Source organism: Phycisphaerales bacterium, from assembly GCA_040221175.1.
Lineage (GTDB): Bacteria > Planctomycetota > Phycisphaerae > Phycisphaerales > UBA1924 > JAHCJI01.
Genome location: JAVJVK010000004.1, coordinates 1,110,308 through 1,127,135 on the forward strand (window position 1 = coordinate 1,110,308; position 16,828 = coordinate 1,127,135).

Below are 16,828 nucleotides of genomic sequence, written 5' to 3' on the forward strand. Positions count from 1 at the left end.
CCTCGCAACGCTGCGTGTGTTGGCTCAATATACCAACAAACGCGGCCGCCCCGCCCGCATTTTCGTCGGCGACGACGCGTGCCCGATGGCCGCCCGAAGGGTCTCAACCCCAAAGCCATGGACTGACAACTGGTTACGGAAGCATGGCGCGCCCCGCCCCTATGGAAAATCCCATCCGTCGCTTGTACGCAACCCCGAGCGTGCCACAGGAAGCGCCTCGCCAGAGAGTCGATGCGCAATTCTTGCGCTTCGCGATGTAAGATCGGGGCTCAGGGGCTCTGAGGGCGGTTCAAGACCGTTCCGGGGATGCCGGGGAACGCTTTGGGGATGCCGGACGAGGCTCCGGGGATGCCGGACGAGGCTCCGGGGATGCCGGGGAGCGTTCCGGGGAGGTCGGACGAGGCGTCGGGGATGCCGGGAAAGGTCCCGGGAATGCCGGCCGGGGCGTCGGGGATGTCGGGGAGCGTCTCGGGGAGGTCGGGCAGCGCTCCGGGGATGTCGGACGAGGCTTTGGGAGCATCGAGGCGTCGCCGGGATCTCAGGCTGGGCTCCGGAAAGGCTGGGAGCATGAACGGGGAATTGCAGTCAGCGCCAGGGAAGGTCAACTGACAGTGCCTCGGCATCTACTCAAACTGACAGATAGCCTTATAAAGCTGATTGGGCTTCGGCATCGTGAATACATCCAAACCTTGCTCTTTTCGGCTGTGAATGCTCGAAGACTGAGGACGACTAGCACCCGTCTTTTCTTTGACCACTGTATCGTAATCGGGATTTTTTCTCATGTCCCGAAACACAGGCCATGCCCAGAACGACTCCTTGGGAAACCACGACGTGAATGAGACGTCCGACAGAGCGCTCACAAACAAACTATAATCACCTTGCAATGCATAAGCACACACCGCGAAGTTCTGATGCAGGGCAGCCCATTCATACCGACCTAATGCCTCCAAAGCCTCATCGCGTTTCCCATCCCAGAGATACGCCTGCGCCAAATTAATGGTAGATGACATGTTGAGACGCTCGATGTGTTCAAATACCTTGAACTTCGTCACATACTCGTAGATAAGTTGCGAGGCTCTATACTGGCCGAGCTCAATACACTTAAAACCAGCACGAAAGAGCAAATGATCCCACGGACTGGCTTGGCCGCGTACCGGCCCATGTGACTTGCCTGCCATACGTCGACAAACACGATCAGCAAGTATCCAACCCAGGGCATATGTCACGCACCATGCGTGCCGCAGGTACGCATGGTCAGGCGTCAAATCCTGTCCGAGAGAAACCGGAAAGTGGTTATTTGGAAGCGAAAGCCTCGCTCGCTTCTGGAGGTACTCTGGTACTGCAATGCCGCCAGCATGAACTACGGCGTGCCGGCGAAGTACCACTTCTTTAAACTCAGGAATAAAACTAGCGAATTTCTCGACTTCTACATTTGCTGCATTTCTTAGAAGGGCCAGCTGATCTTTAGTGCTGTCGCGCATGTGCTCATCAACGTACTTCAAGATCGCGAATTCAATGGCCTGATCGTAATTCTTCAGGCCAGCCAGATCCTTGAGCGGAATCCGGTAGTCTCGTGGAAGCGCGTCGGGCTCCTGCGCGATCGCGGCAACAATGATATCGGCAACCATGCGTTCGAAAGCGTTGACCTGGTTCTGCAGTACTCCAGTATGCAGTATTTCAAGTGGGTCGGTGGTGCCGCCAACACGCTCCGCCAGATCACTCGCTTCCTGCGCGGTCTGAATCAATCGAATACGCTTATTGAGAACGTTGCCTTTGTTGCTCTTCATCTGCACATTAATATAGGTATTTATTGGTTTGTCACTAGACTCTGTGTCTTGATCCGCCTGCGTTCTCAAGGCCTCGAGAAGCGACTTCGTTAACTGAACGTCTAGAGCAATCGACGCCTGGCGCCCGACGGACGCAGCGTACTTCCACAGCGAGGCCATTCTCCTATCAAAGTCGATAACGTGGCCAAGTGCCGCCGAGGCCGCGCTGTGGTGCGTCGAAGTTTGCTGACCATCAGTTGTGGCGGATGCTTCGGTGATGCCTTCGCTCGCGCCGTCAAATGACAACTCAAGCCAAGCCAACTTCCAGCGTTCTGTCTGACTGCCCTCATCTGAGAGGTTGGTTGACACGCCAGATCTCCATTCGGGCTTACCAAGAGGCCTTGTCCGCTGATACACAGACTAGGCGAGGCGGACGGCGATGGGGAAAGTCCCCAGTCTTGAATTTCTGTTTCAGGCTAAAGCCGCCCCTCAAAGGTCCCGAAACTGGTTCTGGCCGGCGGGTTTCGACCGGGCACTTCGCCCGGGGCTCGGCGGCCAGGACAACGGCCCATGGGGCGCCCAAGACGGGCTCCACCCCGGAAGGCCAGCAGATTCGGAGTATGCACCATGCGTACGCATCGCTATCCGTCGCGACAGGCGGAACTCGTTGATTGGTCTCGCACCCATGCAGATATCTGGAAGGGTGGCCAGGCCGGCGTTCCCGACATCGGGATTTCTCAGTTGATGGCCGACAATTTCGACCTCGCCGTTTCCGACGTCGAGGCGAAGCTGGCGGCCCAGGGGGCGGCGCTCAGCGCCGCTCGGGCGGCGACCGAAGACAAGGACGCCGCCCTGGACGAGATGCTGCGACAGCTCGGCAGCATCATGACCACCATCGACGGCTACGGCCGCAACACCGACGACCCGGGCGTGTGGGTGCGGGCCCAGATTCCCGCGCCCAAGACCGGCGGCGAGCGGCCCGCGCCGCCCACGCCCGTGGTGCTGCCCACGCAGATCACCACCGACGGGTCGGTCGTCTTCAGCTTCGACGTCACCAGCGGCGGCGGAGCGCTCTACGAAGTCCAGCGGCAGACGCTGGCCCTGGACGGCACCGAGGGGCCGTGGACGATCGTGGCGCTGATTAACGAGAAGCGCTTCGTCGACCCGGCCGTGCCCGTTGGCCTGCGCGCGGTGGACTACCGCGTGCGGGTGCGCATCAGCAACGGCCAGGCCAGCCCCTTCAGCACCAGCGCCCGGGCGAACTTCGGCAGCGCCGGGAGCCAGGGCGGGCCGCTGGCGCGGGTGGCGTGAAGAGTTTCGCTTCGCGGCGGCTGAGCCGGCGCGAAGCGAGATAGAAGCTCTGGAAGGAGCTGTAGGTTGAAGTATCTGAAGGGGAGGTAGGCCGGAGGGCCCGCCTCCCGTTTTCGTGCGCCGCAAGCCGGCATGCGGGCTCTCGTGCAACCGAACCCAACGCGTCGGGCGCAGCCCGCGCACGGCCCCGCCGGCGAGGCGACAAGACGAACTTCAACACCCCGCGTCGAACGCGTTCTGGTAGGCAAGGAAGTCGAACAGCGTGAGTTCGCCGTCGCCGTCGAAGTCGGCCTCGGCGCTCCCGGCGTCGAAGAGGTTCTGGTAGGCGAGGAAGTCGAAGAGGGTCAGCTCGCCGTCACCGTCGATGTCCGGGCGGCAGGGCTCGCTCCCGCCCGACACCCCCACCACGCCGTACATGATGTCGTCGTCCAGGTCGAAGGTGCTGTTGTTGAAGAGCGCCAGCTCGACCTCGCCCGTGCCGGCGAGCTCCCGGCGGTAGATCGAATAGGTCCACGTGTCGTCGTCGGTGTCGAGGGTCAGGTCCTCGCCGGTGTCCTGGTAGTCGGTGGCGATCCAGCCGGGCAGGCCGGCGGCGTCGGCGTGCAGGACGTAGACCGTGGCCGGGGCCCGGACCGTCAGGCGCAGGCTGGTGTCGGCGTCGTCCTTGTCGTCCGCGTCGGTGCGCAGGAGGTCGCCGCCTGCGAGGAAGTCCGGGACGTCGCGGTAGCGGCCGTCCTCGGTGTCGAATGCGAAGGCGCCCTCGGCCATGGCGCCATCATCGATGAAGTAATCGCCCCCCTCGAGCACGCGGACGGCCAACAGCGGGTCGGCGTGGGCGGTCGTCGCGAGGGCAGCGAGGGTCAGGGTGGCGGCGGTGAGCGGGCGATGGGTCATGCGACGCATCATGGCGTGATCCTCCTGTTGGGGTCTGGCGACTCCACCATACCGGCGCGATCGTGGCGATCCGGCAGGGCGCGCGCCGCAGGGGAGAACCTTGGCGAACACGTCCCGGCTCTGAGGGGGTTCTCATGCGCCGGGCACGCGTGCTTCACGGGGGCGGGCCGGTGGAGCGCGGCTAGACTCGGCCGATGCCCGCGCGCGCCCCGACCGAACGTACCCGCTGGACCGTCTCGCTCGGCCTGGCGTGCGCCGTGGCGCTGGGCCACCCCGCCGCGCAGGGCCAGCCGGTGGACGACCAGACCCGGGGCGTCCAGCTGGATGGGCTCCAGATCGACCCCCTGGCCATCACCGGCGAGGGCTTCGGGCCCGTACGGCTCCCCGTGGGCGGCGGCCAGGGGGCGGCGGTGCGGGCCATCGAGCTGGCCGGGCGGCGGGCGTGGACCTGGAGCGATGCGCCGCTGACGCCCGGCGTGACGCCCACGCGGCGGGTGCTGCTCGAGGGCGACGTGCGCGTGACCATCGGCACGCTCGAGCTGCGGGCCGACCGGCTGCACGGCTGGGTGCAATCGCTGGATGGCGCCGGCGGCGAGCAGTTCTACTTCCTGCTCGAAGAGGCCATCATGCCCACGAGCGCGCCCGGCGCTGGCATCGCCGGACCGCTGGTGCCCATCGAGGGCCGCCTGGCGCCCGGGGGCACGCTCGCGCTGTCGGCGATCGTGTCTCGCGAGGGAGCGCCCGGGGCCGAGGGACTGGATGCCGAAGCCCGCCGCGTGCCGCCCGCCCTGGTGCGCCGGCAGGCCCGCGCGGTGGCGGTGGCCGAGGCGGTCTTCGCCGACCGGCTGCGCGACGCGGTGGGCCTGGCGCTGCCCCGGGTGAGCGGCGAGCAATTGGCCGCCGAGGACCGGGCCCTGCGCGACGTGCTGCAGCTGGCCCGCCAGCGGCTGGGCGGCGGCCCGGTGCGCCCGCCGATCCTGCCGGGGCGCGGGCGGGTGAGCTTCTCGGCGGCGGGCATCGAGCAGGTGCGGCTGCACGAGGGAGACGGCGCCGACGGCCGCCCGCCCTACGCCGTGGTGATGCGCGGGCCGGTGACGATCCTGTTCGACGACGCGGTGGGCGGCCAGCGGGCGCAGCTGACCGCCCAGGACGCGGTGCTCTTCCACAAGGCCGACCTGGTGGGCGCGCCCCGACTGGACGCGGCCGACGTGATGGGCCTGTACCTGGAAGGCGCCGTGGTGGCCGATATCGAGCGCGTGCGCGGCGACGGCGGGCGGCAGGACGTCGACCGCTACCGCGTGCGCTCGCCGAGGGTGTACTACGACCTGGCGGGCGACCGCGCGTTGCTGCTGGACGCGGTCTTCCGGGCCGAGCCGGCCGGCACGCCCACGCCCATCTACCTGCGGGCGGTGGAGATCCGCCAGCGCTCGCTGGGCGAGATCGTGGCCGACGACGCGCGGATCACCACGACGGGATTCTTCCGCCCGCACCTGGCCCTGGGCGCCAGCACGCTGACGCTGCGCATCGAGGATCGCCCGGGCGGCGAGGCGGCCGGCACGCGGATGATCGCCGATGCGCGGCACATCACGGCGCGGGCCATGGGCGTGCCGTTCCTCTACTGGCCCATCTACGTGGGCGATCCGTCGCGCATCCCGCTGCGCGACGTGGGGGTGGAGACCAGCGACCGCCACGGCGAGGTGCTGCGGACCACCTGGGACGCCTTCGCGCTGGCGGGGGTCGAAGCGCCCGCGGGCGTGGACCTGGACCTGCTGATCGACGCGTACTTCCGGCGCGGGGCGGCGCTGGGCGGCGAGTTGCGATGGCAGGACCGCGCCGGCGGCAGCGGGAGCCTGTTCGTGTACAACCTCTTCAACGACACGGGGCGTGACCTGCTGCCCACCGGCGCGCGCATCGACCGCGATGGCGAGAACCGGACCGTGGCGCTGCTTGAGCACCTGGGCCGGCTGGACGACAACTGGACCCTGCGGGCCGAGGGCTCGTGGTTCAGCGACGAAAACGTCGTGGCGACGTTCTTTCCGGAGATGACCTGGAGCCGGCGCGAGCCGGCCACCGGCGCCTCGCTGCAGCGCATCGACGAGCGCAGCATGCTGCTGCTGGGCATCAACGCGCAGACCAACGACTTCGTGGTGACCGACTACCAGCTGCGCGCCCGCGGCTATACGACCGAGCGCCTGCCCGAGCTGCGCTACGCCCGGCCGGGCGACGACCTGCTGCCCGACGCGGCCCCGGGGCTCTTGACCTATCGCAGCGACAGCCGCGTGGGCCAGCTGCGGCTGAGCTTCACCGAGCCCACGGCGGCCGAGCTTGGATTCCCATCGGTCTCGCGGGCCCAGGCGGCCCTGGGCATCAATCCCGGCCAGAGCCCGGGCGACCGGCTGCGGGCCCAGGGGCTGGACGAATCGGCCATCTTCCGCTTCGACACTTTGCACGAGCTGAGCGGCCAGATCGAGGCCGGCGTGCTGCGCATCCAGCCGTTCGCGACGGGGCGATTGACCGGCTACGACACCGACTTTGACGACTACGCGGCGGTGACGGGCGAGGATGCCGATGCGCTGGTCGCCCGCGGCGCCGTGGGGACGCGTCTGTCGACCCAGCTCACGCGCGTGTACAACGGCGTGGCGTCCGACGCGCTCGACCTGCACCGCCTGCGGCACGTCATCGAGCCCAACGCGACGTTCTGGTACGGAGACTCGACCGTGGCCCAGGGGGCCATCCCCGTGTACGACGAGGACGTGGAGACCTTTGCGCAGGGGCCGGCGGTGCGCTTCGGCGTGGACCAGACCATCCAGACCATGCGCGGGTCGCTGGGCAGCTACGAGTCTGTCGACGTGCTGCGGCTGGGTACGCACCTGACCTTCGCCGGCGAGGACCGCGTCAACGAGGATCGCACGCCGCGGTTCTTCGACGCCTATCCCGAGCGCAGCCAGTTTGGCGATGCGCTGGACGTGCAGGCCGTGTGGCGGCCGACCGACGCGCTGGGCGTGACCGGGCAGTGGATCTATGACCTGGAGCAGGACCGCACTGCCGAGGGCGTGGCGGGTTTTTCCATCGAGCAGTGGCCCGACATGCGGCTGTTCGCCGAGCTTCGGCACCTGGGCTATAGCGACGACACGTACGTCAACGTCGGGAGCGACTACAAGCTGGGCGACCGCTACACCATCGGCGCGGTGGGCACGTACAACGAGAAGGCCGGGCAGTTCCAGAGCGCGACCTTCCGCGTGGGTCGGGAGATGCCCCACCTGAACCTGACGGCCCGGCTGACCTATAACGACATCACGGGCGATACGTCCATCGGCTTCGGGCTCGAGCCCACCGGCGTCAATCCGTCGCGCGAGCGCGTCGATCGGCTGGGCGCCGCCATGCTGGGGTATTAAGTCGCCCGTTCGCGCCCCGCTCGGGCAGGAGGACCCGCGATGACGAATCGGCTTGCACGAACGGCGGGACTGGTCCTGGTCGCGGCGATGCTCACGATCCTGGTTGGATGTTCGAGCAAGCCAAAGGTGCTGCCCCAGCAGACCTTCTGGGACAGCCTGACGCAGTTGTGCGGCAAGGCCTACCCCGGCCGCGTGATCGAGGACACCACCCAGAGCGCGACCTTCCGCGACCGCACGCTGACGCTGCACGTGGCCGAGTGCGAAGAAGACTCGGTCTCGATGCCGCTGCTGATCGATGGCCGCCAGTGGGCCACGCTGGTCGTTCGGCGCGACGAAGACACCCTGAGCCTCGAGCACGTGCACACGTCGAGCCCCGACGGACCCCCGAGTGGATACGGCGGCTCGACGCGCGGGACGGGCACGGAGCACGCACAGGACTTCTACGCCAGCGAGTACACGATTGCGCTGCAGGAAGAGGCCGAGCACAGCGTGTGGACCATCGAAATTCGATCGGGCGCAGTTCTGCAGTATGCGCTCCGCCGCGAAGGATCGGATCGCCGGTTCCGCGCGGTGTTCGACTTGACACGCGGTCGCGCGGCACCCACGGTCCCGTCTACGCGCCCAGGGTTATAGAACACGGTGCGGCAGCCACGCCCGGACGGCCACGGGCTCTGCCAGATGCAGCAGGGCCGCTTCGGCCGGCGTCTGGATGCCTAGCGGCGAAGCCATGGTGTTCTCGGTGACTTCGCAATACGCCGGCGCGAGCAGCCAGGGATCGTGATCGATCTCGCCGACCCACAAGCGCCTGGGCAACCCGGGTGGCAGGTCGCTCGCGTACAGGCGGTATCGATCGGTGAGAAAGGACTCGAGCGAGCCGGGCTTGCTTCGCGCGGGGGATCCATCTGCACGGTACCGGCACGACAGCCTCGCGGGCTTCCCCCGGCGGTCCGTTCGCACGCTGTCGTAGGCGATGCCGTCTTCACGGACGTCCAGTGACATGCGGGCGTGGAAGTAGGCCAGGTGGAACGACGCGCGGGCTGCCTCGACGGCCAGGCGGCTGGCGGCGTCGAGGCTGAAGAACCACACGCCGGGCTTGCCCTGGTGCGTGACGTACGTCCGGACGTTGAGTTCGTGGAACGCGCCCGGCCCGGGCAGGGCGGGCGTGAAGCGAGCCCGCACGCCCGACATGGTGAAGGGCACCACCCCCAGCCAGGCCGCTCCGTTGAAGGTATCGATCTCGAGCATCGGAGGCACATGCGGACGGAGTTCGTCGACCGGCACGGGCCAGTGCATGAACAGCAGGCGCGACCACCGCATGGCCATGATCCAGGGAGAACCTGGCGGGGGATAGGGGCGGTGATCGGGAGGCATGGCGTTTGAGACTTAGCGAGGCTCGTCGGCGAAGGCGGCCTTCCAGCCGGCTTCGAGCGCTCGCAGCGCATCGTTCATGTGTTGCTGCTGCTGGCCATTCGGGGCGGCATGGTGGCGACGCTCGCCCTCGCTCGTGATGCATGTCCGTTCGTGCTCGCGCAACTGTACCGGCTGGCCCCGGTTGGCCTCCCAGTCGACGGCGGCCGAGTCACCCTCGAGCAGACCAACCAACGTGCGTGTCCGGCGGCCGTCCTGCTCGGGCGTGCTGAGGACCAGCAGCCGGGTCCCTTCGGCACCAGCGACCATGGCGTGGGTGATGACCATCGGCCAGCGGGGAAAGAAGCTCACCGGTGTATCGTGCTGCCCACCGCCGTCGCCCGAAGCGCCCGTCCGTCCGCGGCTGAGTGATTCACGCACGGTCGGATGATCGGCCCCGGCGGCGGGCAAGAGCTCCACCATTGCCACACCGGAGCGCAGGTTGATTCCCTCGAAGCGGCCCGAGGCAGCCTGGGCAACGAAGACGTCGTACGCCAGCGTTGGCGCATCGCCGCCCTCCTGGTTCTTCTGAGGGCCGGCGGGCATCAGGATCATTCGGATGGGTCGGGCCGAGTCTTCCTTGGTCGGGTGCAGGGCCACGCCGCGGACGACGACGCCCTCGATCCTCCGTTCGGGCTCGTCGTCGCCACGCACCGTCCAGACCAGGGGCGTGATCGTCAGGCCATAGGTGTTGAGTGCCTGAGCGGCTTGTCCGGGCGCTTGGCGCGTCTGGCCTTGCACGCCGGCATGCGATGCCAGCAGCATGCCCACGGCCGCCCCCCATGCCAGTGACCTGCCGAGAAAACGTTTTCGTCGCGCCGCCATCAATCCCCCTTCCGCCCTAGCGGGCATTGTTCCCGGCTTCGGACTGAGAATCTTCGTTGGACGAGGGGCACTGGCCCTGGCCGAATACCTGCATCCAACCCTGGCAGAGCACCTGATGGGCCCACGACAGGATGGGCGGATCGGTGTTGATCGGCTGGCCGGGGTCGATCTGGATTGGGTTGCCCGGCGTTTGCGTGATGCTGATGCGCAAATGGTCCCCGGCATTGAGCGCTGGGAAGGTGCCGTTGGCAGAGGTCAATCGAAAATTACTTCCACCAAGGAACTTGCTGAAGCACGTGAACTCGTCTTGGGTGCCGTTCTCGTCGGGCAGAGCCAGGACCAGGGCATCGGTCCCCTCGGCGCCAGCCGTAATGCTGCGCGTGATGATCATGGGCCAGAAGCTCAGGAAGGCGGCGTAGATCTCCTGATCTTCCGCCCGGCGGATGACGTCCTGGGCGGAGAGTGCCGTGTCAGCATCCTGCTTGTTCTTGACAAAGCGTTCGACCGCATCCTGGAAGCTCTCGGCGAGTTGAGGCACGGGAAGTTTGGGGACAGGGCCGTCTCGATCCACCGCGGCCAGTGCGGCCCGACGCATCTCGGAAACCATCGCGGTCTTCCGGGTCTGCGACGCCGGTTCGAGTTCAACCATGGCCGCACCAAACTCGATATCGATGACCTGGTGCGTGCCGCTGGCTGGCGTCTGGCGGCCGATGGTAAATTCAAGCCGAGCATCCGCGTGGTTCGGCTGGGCGGTCCAACCAACGGGCATCAAGAGTACCCGCACCGCCCGCGGGCCCTCGGCGTTTGTTTCATCCAGCGAAATGCCCTCGGCCGCGATGCCATGGATGGTGTGGACCTGCTGACCGTCGTTAAACTGCCATGACACCGCGCGCAATCTCGTGCGCGTCTCGTTGGCCTGTGCCGCTGGGCATGCCTCCGCCGACACAAACACGAGACTCAGGGCAAGGATGTATACCAGCACCCCCGGACATGATCGCGATTTCCTCATGGTGCGTGCCTCCCTTAAGAAAGCCACCGTTGCATCATTGCACAACCACCGACGAGGCAGACTGCGAGCGTGACTGCAGTCGCCTTGGACGCTTGGGCAGGATCCACTCGATCATGACCGCGGCAGCAATGCATGACAGCAGCGCGGCCAGCAACCAGAACACCGGCAGGGTAATGAGCGACCAGGCGGCATAGAACGCCAGCAATCCGATCGATACCACGACGAGCAGCATCGCCAGCAGCGCAAGCCTTGCAGCATGCATCGCCACTGCAATCAATCCCGAGTTTTTACCCGGCCGCACGCACGCCCCGATGATTGCCCCGATCGCCGCGACGGGAAGGCACAGAAGGATGACCATCCAATCAGGCATCCATCGCGATGTTCGCTCGGCAAGCAGCGACTGCACCGCGCCGGCGAGAACCTCGCCGCCCAGCAAGTTTCGCGACAAGCCGAGTTCGAGCTTCTTGTCGTTGATGGGATCGACCACGATCAGGACGCGCCCGCCGACCCGCTCGGCCCGTGCTTCGGGTGACGCCCGCATCAGCTCGGCATAATTCAGTGTTGCCGCATCGAGCGTCTCGACGCCAAAGACTGCTCGCTGCGTGTAGGCCATGGTCCAGTCTTCCTGTCGTCCCTGGAGGAACCACTCGGGCACTTCGCCAGCCGACTGTTGCTTGAAAACGGGCAATCGGGCATCGACCCCGGTACGCAGGCGACGCGTCGATCCGGGAACGGGATTCCAGAACTGCACGCGCACGCCACCTTCGTGGGCCCACGCCGAAAAGCGGGCCTGCGGCTGCACCGCCGCGGCGTGCGTTGCGAGCACGAATCCCGGAAGGCCTTCGTCTTGCGGGGGCTGGGCCACGAGCGGGATGAGCGGCAACGGGCCGGACAGGTCCAGCAGCAATGACCCCCACCGCGCACCGGCGCGATCGTAGACCTCGGGCATCGCGGGACGACCGGCATTATCGACAACCCATCCCTGCGCGCCGAGCACGACCGGTGTTCCGCGGCTCGTGCTGCGCTCGATGGCCTCGGCAAACGGCGCGTCCAGCTCGGGCCATGCCTGCGGAAAGTACAGGTCAAAGGCAATGACCCGCGCACCGGCCTGCGACATGGCCTCGACAAACGCCCCGTGCATCGGTCGCCATGTGCGCGCGGGCGAGCTACTCACGCCCTCGACGCCCAGCTCTGCGCCCAGGACGGCCATCTCCAGCGGCGGCGGCATGTGCACGATGCGAACGTCCTCTAGCTGGCCGACGTGTGCGGCATCGAGCATGGGCAGGCGCGCGAGGTACCAGTCCTCGAGCGGCCGGACCCATCGCAGCGGATACGACAGCACGAACGCGAGTACTACACCGATGATTAGTCCAACGAAAACGGCGGCGGCACGCGGCCGACGGCGGGCATGGACCGAGACCGCCGTTCGAATTCGGCCCACCGGGCTCTTGGTCTCGGCGCGTGCGCGAGCCAGCGCGCGAGCGAAGTCGATCGCCGTCTCGTGCCGGCGCTCACGCTGGGGCGCCAGCGCCTTCTTCAGGATTGCCGTGACCGAGGCGGGCGTCTCTGGAGGCAGCAACGAGAAGAGCGGCTCCTGCTCTGTCTTCAGGCGATGGGCCTGCTCGCGGCTGCAATTAGGCGGTAGCGGGACCGGTACGCCTCCATCGGTCAACACGGAAAAGAGCGTGGCGCCCAGGGCATATACGTCGCTGCGAGCATCGAGTTCGCTGGTGGGGCGATCACATTGCTCGGGGCTCTGGAACGCACGCGTTCCGCCGCTGGGCGAGTGTCCCGCCTCGATACGCATGCGCGCCAGACCAAAATCGGCCACGTGCGCCGAGCCGAAGCGATCGACCAGGATATTGGCCGGCTTGAGGTCGTGGTGCAGCACGCCCAGTTCGTGCGCATAGGCCACGCCGCGCGAGGCCTCTTCGATCAACCTCAACCGGTCGTCGATCGTGGGCCGATGTTCGCGCACCCACGCTTCCAGCGAGGCGTTGGGCCCGAAGAGCTCCATGACGATGAACGGGCGCTCTCGGCCTTCCCGGTCCGTCAGCGTGCCGAAGTCTTCGACGGCGACCACGTGGGGATGATCGAAAGCCTCTTGAAGGAGCCCCTCACCGCCACCGTCGCTCGGGCGAAGCACCTTGATCGCCCGCTCTCGCTGTCTCCCGGAGCGCCGGGCGCGGTACACCACCCCCATCGCGCCGCCGCCGATGCGTTCGATGAGTTCGTACTGCCCGGCATACAGGCCGCGCAGGTCTTCGGTGTCTTGGGCCGGAGCGTCCGCCGGCCAGGGCAGCGACCCATCCGCGACCGCAGGCCGTGCGTCTGCACGGTCCGATCCGGAATGCTCGGGCTGCTGCGTCATGGCTACCCCACGGCCGCGTGCCCCGAGTAAGGCTGCCCGCGGTCCGGCCAATGCTAGCAGCGGCCCCGAACGGAGCGGCGGGGGTTAGACGTTGAAGTACTTGGCCTCTGGGTGGTGCACGACGAAGGCGCTGGTGCTCTGCTCGGGGTCGATCTGCCAGTTCTCGGTGAGCTTGCAGCCGATGCGCTCGGGATCGAGCAGTCGCCAGATGATCTCCTGGTCGCTCATGTCAGGGCAGGCCGGGTAGCCCGGGCTGTATCGGCTGCCGCGGTACTTCTGGCGGAAGAGGTCGGGAATCTTGGGCGAGTCGTCGCCGCCGATGCCCATCTCGGCGCGGATGCGCTTGTGCCAGAGTTCGGCCAGGGCCTCAGCGCTCTCAACGCTCATGCCGTGGGTGTAGAGGTACTCGGTAAAGTCATTGTTGTCGAAGAGCTTCTTGGCCAGCTTGCTGACCTCTTCGCCCATGGTGACGCAGGTGAGGGCCAGCACGTCCTTCTGGCCGCTGTCCTTGCTCTTGAAGAAATCGGCGATGCAGAGGTTCTTCTTTCCGTCCTGGCGAGGGAAACGGAAGCGCTCGATCTCCTTTTCGTGGTCGTCGGAATCGAACACGATCAGGTCGTCGCCCTCGCTCTGCACGGGCCAGTAGCCATAGACCAGCTTGGGATGCAGCACGTCATTATCGCGCAGCTCGGCCTTGAGGCGCTCGAAGACGGGGTGCACCTTGTCTTCGAGGAACTGTTCGTACTCTTCGGGGCTCATCGAGCCCTTCTTGAACTGCCACTGGCCGCGGAAGAGTGCGGTGGTGTTGATGAAGGGGTAGATTTCGTCGAGCTTCAGGCCTTCGACGATGCGCGAGCCCCAGAAGGGCGCCTCGGGAACCTGCACGTCGGTGGCCACGTCGCTGCGCACGGCCGTGGCGGTACCGCCATCGCCCTTGGATGAAGCGAATTCATCCTGCTTTTCGGCCTTCTTGGCACGGGCTTCGGCAACGACCTTCTGTGCTTCGCTGCGCTTGCCCAGGCGCTCGGCGATCTCCTCATCGAGCACGCCGGTCTTCCCTGCCTTGAGCATGTCCATGGTGCGCAGGCCCTCGAAGGCGTCCTTGCCGTAGAAGACCTTTCCGGCGTACAGGTCGCGCAGGTGGCTTTCGCAATAATGACGCGTCAAGGCAGCACCGCCGAGGATGACCGGCACGTCGATGTTCTGCTCGGTCATCTCCTTGAGGTTCTCTTCCATGACGGTTACGGACTTCACGAGCAGGCCGCTGAGACCGATGGCGTCGGCCTTGGTTTCCTTCCAGGCTTCGAGGATCTGAGGCAGGGTCTGCTTGATGCCGATGTTGTGGACGGTGTAGCCATTGTTGCTCAGGATGATGTCGACCAGGTTCTTGCCGATATCGTGCACGTCGCCCTTCACGGTCGCGAGCACGATCGACCCCTTGCCCTCGCCCTCGATCTTCTCCATGTGCGGCTCGAGGTGGGCGACCGCCATCTTCATGACCTCGGCACTCTGTAGCACGAAGGGAAGCTGCATCTGGCCGGAACCGAACAGCTCGCCCACGGTCTTCATGCCGTCGAGCAGGTGGTCGTTAACGATCTCCAGGGGCTTGTACTTCTCCATCGCCTCGTCGAGGCAGTCGTGCAGGCCTTCCTTCTCGCCATCGATGATGTGCGCGCGAAGGCGTTCTTCGAGGGTGAGGTCCTTCTTCTCCTCGGCCGAGCCGCCGACGCTGTCGACGTCCTTGAACAGCTCGATAAAGGCCTGGAGTGGGTCGTAGCTCTTGTCGTAGGTGTGCGGTGAATCAGGCAAGGGCCACCTCCTCCTGGATCTGCTCGTCGGGCGAGGGAAGGCCCGTGCCGCCGACGCTCGTGTCTCGCTTGTCGTAGACCAGGTGCATGGCCACCCGCTTCTGGTCGTCTTCGATCTTGGCCAGCGGCAGGATCTTGCTGGCGTGCACGATGGCGCTGGTCATGCCGGCCTTGACCAATTCGTCCAGGAACACACTGTTGAGCACCTGCCTGGCAGCGGGCTTGAGCCCGAAGCTCACGTTGCTCAGGCCGCAGGTGATCTGCACGTTGGGGAACGCCTCGGCGATGCGCCTGGTGCCCTCGATGAGCGCGAGGGCGCTGCGGCGGTCGTCGTCCATTCCGGTCGAGATGGGCAGCACCAGCGGATCGATGAAGATGTCGGTCTCGTCGAGGCCGTGCACCTGGGTTGCCCGTTCGATGGATCGCTTGGCGATCTCGAACTTGCGGTCGGCGGTGCGGGCCATGGCGGCCTCGGGGTCTTCATCGATGGTGCCGATGACCAGCCCTGCGCCGTAGGTCTTGGCGAGCTTGCAGATGGCGTCGAACTTCTCTTCGCCGTCCTCAAAGTTGGCGCTGTTGATGATGCACTTGCCGCCGGCACACTGCAGGCCGGCCTCGATCGTGGCGACCTGGGTGCTGTCGATCATGAGCGGGGCATCGACCTGGCGGACCAGCCGTTGCACGACCTCGCGCATGTCGGCGGCGTTGTCGCGGCCGGCGTAGTCGACGTTCACGTCCAGCACGTGGCTGCCCTCGCGCACCTGCTGCTTGGCAAGGCCCACGATGCCGTCCCAGTCTTCTTCTTCGAGCAACCGCTTGAACTTGCGGCTGCCCGAGGCGTTGCAGCGCTCGCCAACGATCAGGAACGAGTTATCCTGGCGGTATTCGACCGGCTGGTAGAGGCTCGTGCAACTGGGGGCCATCGTCGAACGCTCGGTGCGCTTGGCCTCGCGGCCGCCCACCATGTCGGCGAGCTGGCGGATGTGCTCGGGCGTGGTGCCGCAGCAGCCGCCGACCAGGCCCACCCCGCTCTGTTCGATGAACCGCTGCTGGGCCTCGGCGAAGGGGCCGGGCTTGAGCGGGTATTCCGTCCGGCCCTCGACCAGAACCGGCAGGCCGGCATTGGGGGCCACCGAGACGTGGCGGTCCCAGTACTTGCCCAGCCATTGGATGTACTCGGCCATCTCTGTCGGACCCGTAGCGCAGTTGAGGCCAAGGCTCAGGATCGGGTACCGGCGCAGGGCGTGGGCTGCGGCCTCGATGCTTGTGCCCATGAGCATGGTGCCGGTCTGCTCGATGGTGACCGACACGCAGATGGGGATGTCGGCGATGGACTTGCCCTTCTGCTCCAGGGCCCGAAGGCAGGCGTTGACGGCGCACTTGACCTGCAGGAGGTCCTGGCACGTCTCGATGAGGAACGCGTCGACGCCACCCTCGATCAGGCCCAGGGCCTGGTTCGTGTAGCTGTCGAGCATGGCCGGCCAGGTGGTGTTGCCCAGCGTGATGAGCTTCGTGCCCGGGCCCATGGAGCCCATGACGAAGCGGGGCTTGTCCTTGGTTGAGTAAGCGTCGGCTGCCGACCGGGCGATCTCGGCCGAGCGGCGGCTGAATTCGGTGGCCTTCTCGGCCAGGTCGAACTCGCCCAGAACCAGGGTGTTGGCACCGAAGCTGTTGGTCTCGATGCAGTCGGCCCCGACCTCGAGAAACTCTTTGTGGATGTCCTCGACCACGTCGGGCCGGCTGTCGACAAGGATATCGGTGCAGTTCTCGCAGCCGCAATAGTCGCCCTCGACCGTCAGGTCTCGGCTGTACAGGCTCGTGCCCATGGCGCCGTCGAGCACCAGGACGCGGCTGGCCAGTGCCCGGGCGAATGGGCTCGCGAAGATGGGATCAGTTGCAGTCATGGTTCAGTGTATGCGTTCATCCGGATGAATGAATGGAAGCAGGATGGGGGTTCCCCCTGATCGCCGCCCGTTGTCCCGTCTGGAGCGGCCTTTGGCGCCCATCGCCACCGTTTCGCCAGTACCTTGCCTTCGAGACCC

Annotated in this window: 11 protein-coding genes; 3 read left to right on the top strand and 8 right to left on the bottom strand. The window is 66.2% G+C overall.

Features of this window, described 5'->3' with window-relative positions; translation table 11 throughout:
• Positions 1 to 623: 623 nt before the first annotated feature.
• The gene (locus tag RIE32_07060; GenBank protein ID MEQ9096007.1) at positions 624 to 2,135 is read right to left on the bottom strand and encodes a hypothetical protein; all 1,512 of its coding nucleotides are present in this window, start codon (positions 2,133 to 2,135) and stop codon (positions 624 to 626) included.
• Between the two features lie 258 nt (positions 2,136 to 2,393).
• Here RIE32_07060 and RIE32_07065 point away from each other — a divergent pair, with 258 nt between their 5' ends.
• Complete coding sequence (locus tag RIE32_07065) at positions 2,394 to 3,077, top strand: hypothetical protein (GenBank protein MEQ9096008.1); 684 nt, start codon at positions 2,394 to 2,396, stop codon at positions 3,075 to 3,077.
• A 213-nt stretch (positions 3,078 to 3,290) separates the two neighbouring features.
• On the opposite strand, the gene RIE32_07070 is transcribed toward RIE32_07065, so the two are convergent.
• Positions 3,291 to 3,983 (bottom strand): GC-type dockerin domain-anchored protein, encoded by a 693-nt coding sequence (locus RIE32_07070; protein MEQ9096009.1) that lies wholly within the window; start codon positions 3,981 to 3,983, stop codon positions 3,291 to 3,293.
• A gap of 182 nt (positions 3,984 to 4,165) precedes the next feature.
• Here RIE32_07070 and RIE32_07075 point away from each other — a divergent pair, with 182 nt between their 5' ends.
• Both RIE32_07075 and RIE32_07080 read left to right on the top strand, forming a co-directional pair.
• Positions 4,166 to 7,366 (top strand): hypothetical protein, encoded by a 3,201-nt coding sequence (locus RIE32_07075; protein ID MEQ9096010.1) that lies wholly within the window; start codon positions 4,166 to 4,168, stop codon positions 7,364 to 7,366.
• 39 nt (positions 7,367 to 7,405) lie between these two features.
• Positions 7,406 to 7,999, top strand: a complete 594-nt coding sequence (locus RIE32_07080; GenBank protein ID MEQ9096011.1) for a hypothetical protein — start codon at positions 7,406 to 7,408, stop codon at positions 7,997 to 7,999.
• Here the strand turns inward: RIE32_07080 and RIE32_07085 are convergent.
• The 6 genes from RIE32_07085 to RIE32_07110 all read right to left on the bottom strand — a co-directional run bounded on the left by RIE32_07085 (position 7,994) and on the right by RIE32_07110 (position 16,690).
• Entirely contained in the window at positions 7,994 to 8,683 is a 690-nt protein-coding gene (locus RIE32_07085) for a DUF2071 domain-containing protein (protein MEQ9096012.1), read from the bottom strand. The two genes, RIE32_07080 and RIE32_07085, sit on opposite strands and share 6 nt — an antisense overlap.
• A 66-nt stretch (positions 8,684 to 8,749) precedes the next feature.
• On the bottom strand, positions 8,750 to 9,544 hold the full coding sequence (locus RIE32_07090; protein ID MEQ9096013.1) for a hypothetical protein: 795 nt from the start codon (positions 9,542 to 9,544) through the stop codon (positions 8,750 to 8,752).
• 70 nt (positions 9,545 to 9,614) lie between these two features.
• Positions 9,615 to 10,580 carry a hypothetical protein gene (locus RIE32_07095; protein ID MEQ9096014.1) on the bottom strand — a complete coding sequence of 322 codons (966 nt, stop codon included), beginning with the start codon at positions 10,578 to 10,580 and terminating at the stop codon, positions 9,615 to 9,617.
• Positions 10,581 to 10,641: 61 nt separating this feature from the next.
• A complete protein-coding gene (locus RIE32_07100; GenBank protein ID MEQ9096015.1) occupies positions 10,642 to 12,978 on the bottom strand; it encodes a protein kinase in 2,337 nt (778 codons plus the stop codon).
• Between the two features lie 84 nt (positions 12,979 to 13,062).
• Positions 13,063 to 14,787: a vitamin B12 dependent-methionine synthase activation domain-containing protein gene (locus tag RIE32_07105; protein MEQ9096016.1), complete on the bottom strand. Its 1,725-nt coding sequence runs from the start codon at positions 14,785 to 14,787 to the stop codon at positions 13,063 to 13,065.
• Complete coding sequence (locus tag RIE32_07110; GenBank protein ID MEQ9096017.1) at positions 14,780 to 16,690, bottom strand: homocysteine S-methyltransferase family protein; 1,911 nt, start codon at positions 16,688 to 16,690, stop codon at positions 14,780 to 14,782. Before RIE32_07110 ends, RIE32_07105 begins: the two co-directional genes overlap by 8 nt.
• Between the last annotated feature and the right edge of the window lie 138 nt (positions 16,691 to 16,828).

Bases quoted from the DNA above. Each gene is read 5' to 3' on its own strand.
- RIE32_07100 (MEQ9096015.1), bottom strand. From the start codon at position 12,978: ATGACGCAGCAGCCCGAGCATTCCGGATCGGACCGTGCAGACGCACGG.
- RIE32_07065 (MEQ9096008.1), top strand. From the start codon at position 2,394: ATGCGTACGCATCGCTATCCGTCGCGACAGGCGGAACTCGTTGATTGG.
- RIE32_07080 (MEQ9096011.1), top strand. From the start codon at position 7,406: ATGACGAATCGGCTTGCACGAACGGCGGGACTGGTCCTGGTCGCGGCG.
- RIE32_07110 (MEQ9096017.1), bottom strand. From the start codon at position 16,690: ATGACTGCAACTGATCCCATCTTCGCGAGCCCATTCGCCCGGGCACTG.
- RIE32_07075 (MEQ9096010.1), top strand. From the start codon at position 4,166: ATGCCCGCGCGCGCCCCGACCGAACGTACCCGCTGGACCGTCTCGCTC.
- RIE32_07070 (MEQ9096009.1), bottom strand. From the start codon at position 3,983: ATGATGCGTCGCATGACCCATCGCCCGCTCACCGCCGCCACCCTGACC.
- RIE32_07085 (MEQ9096012.1), bottom strand. From the start codon at position 8,683: ATGCGGTGGTCGCGCCTGCTGTTCATGCACTGGCCCGTGCCGGTCGAC.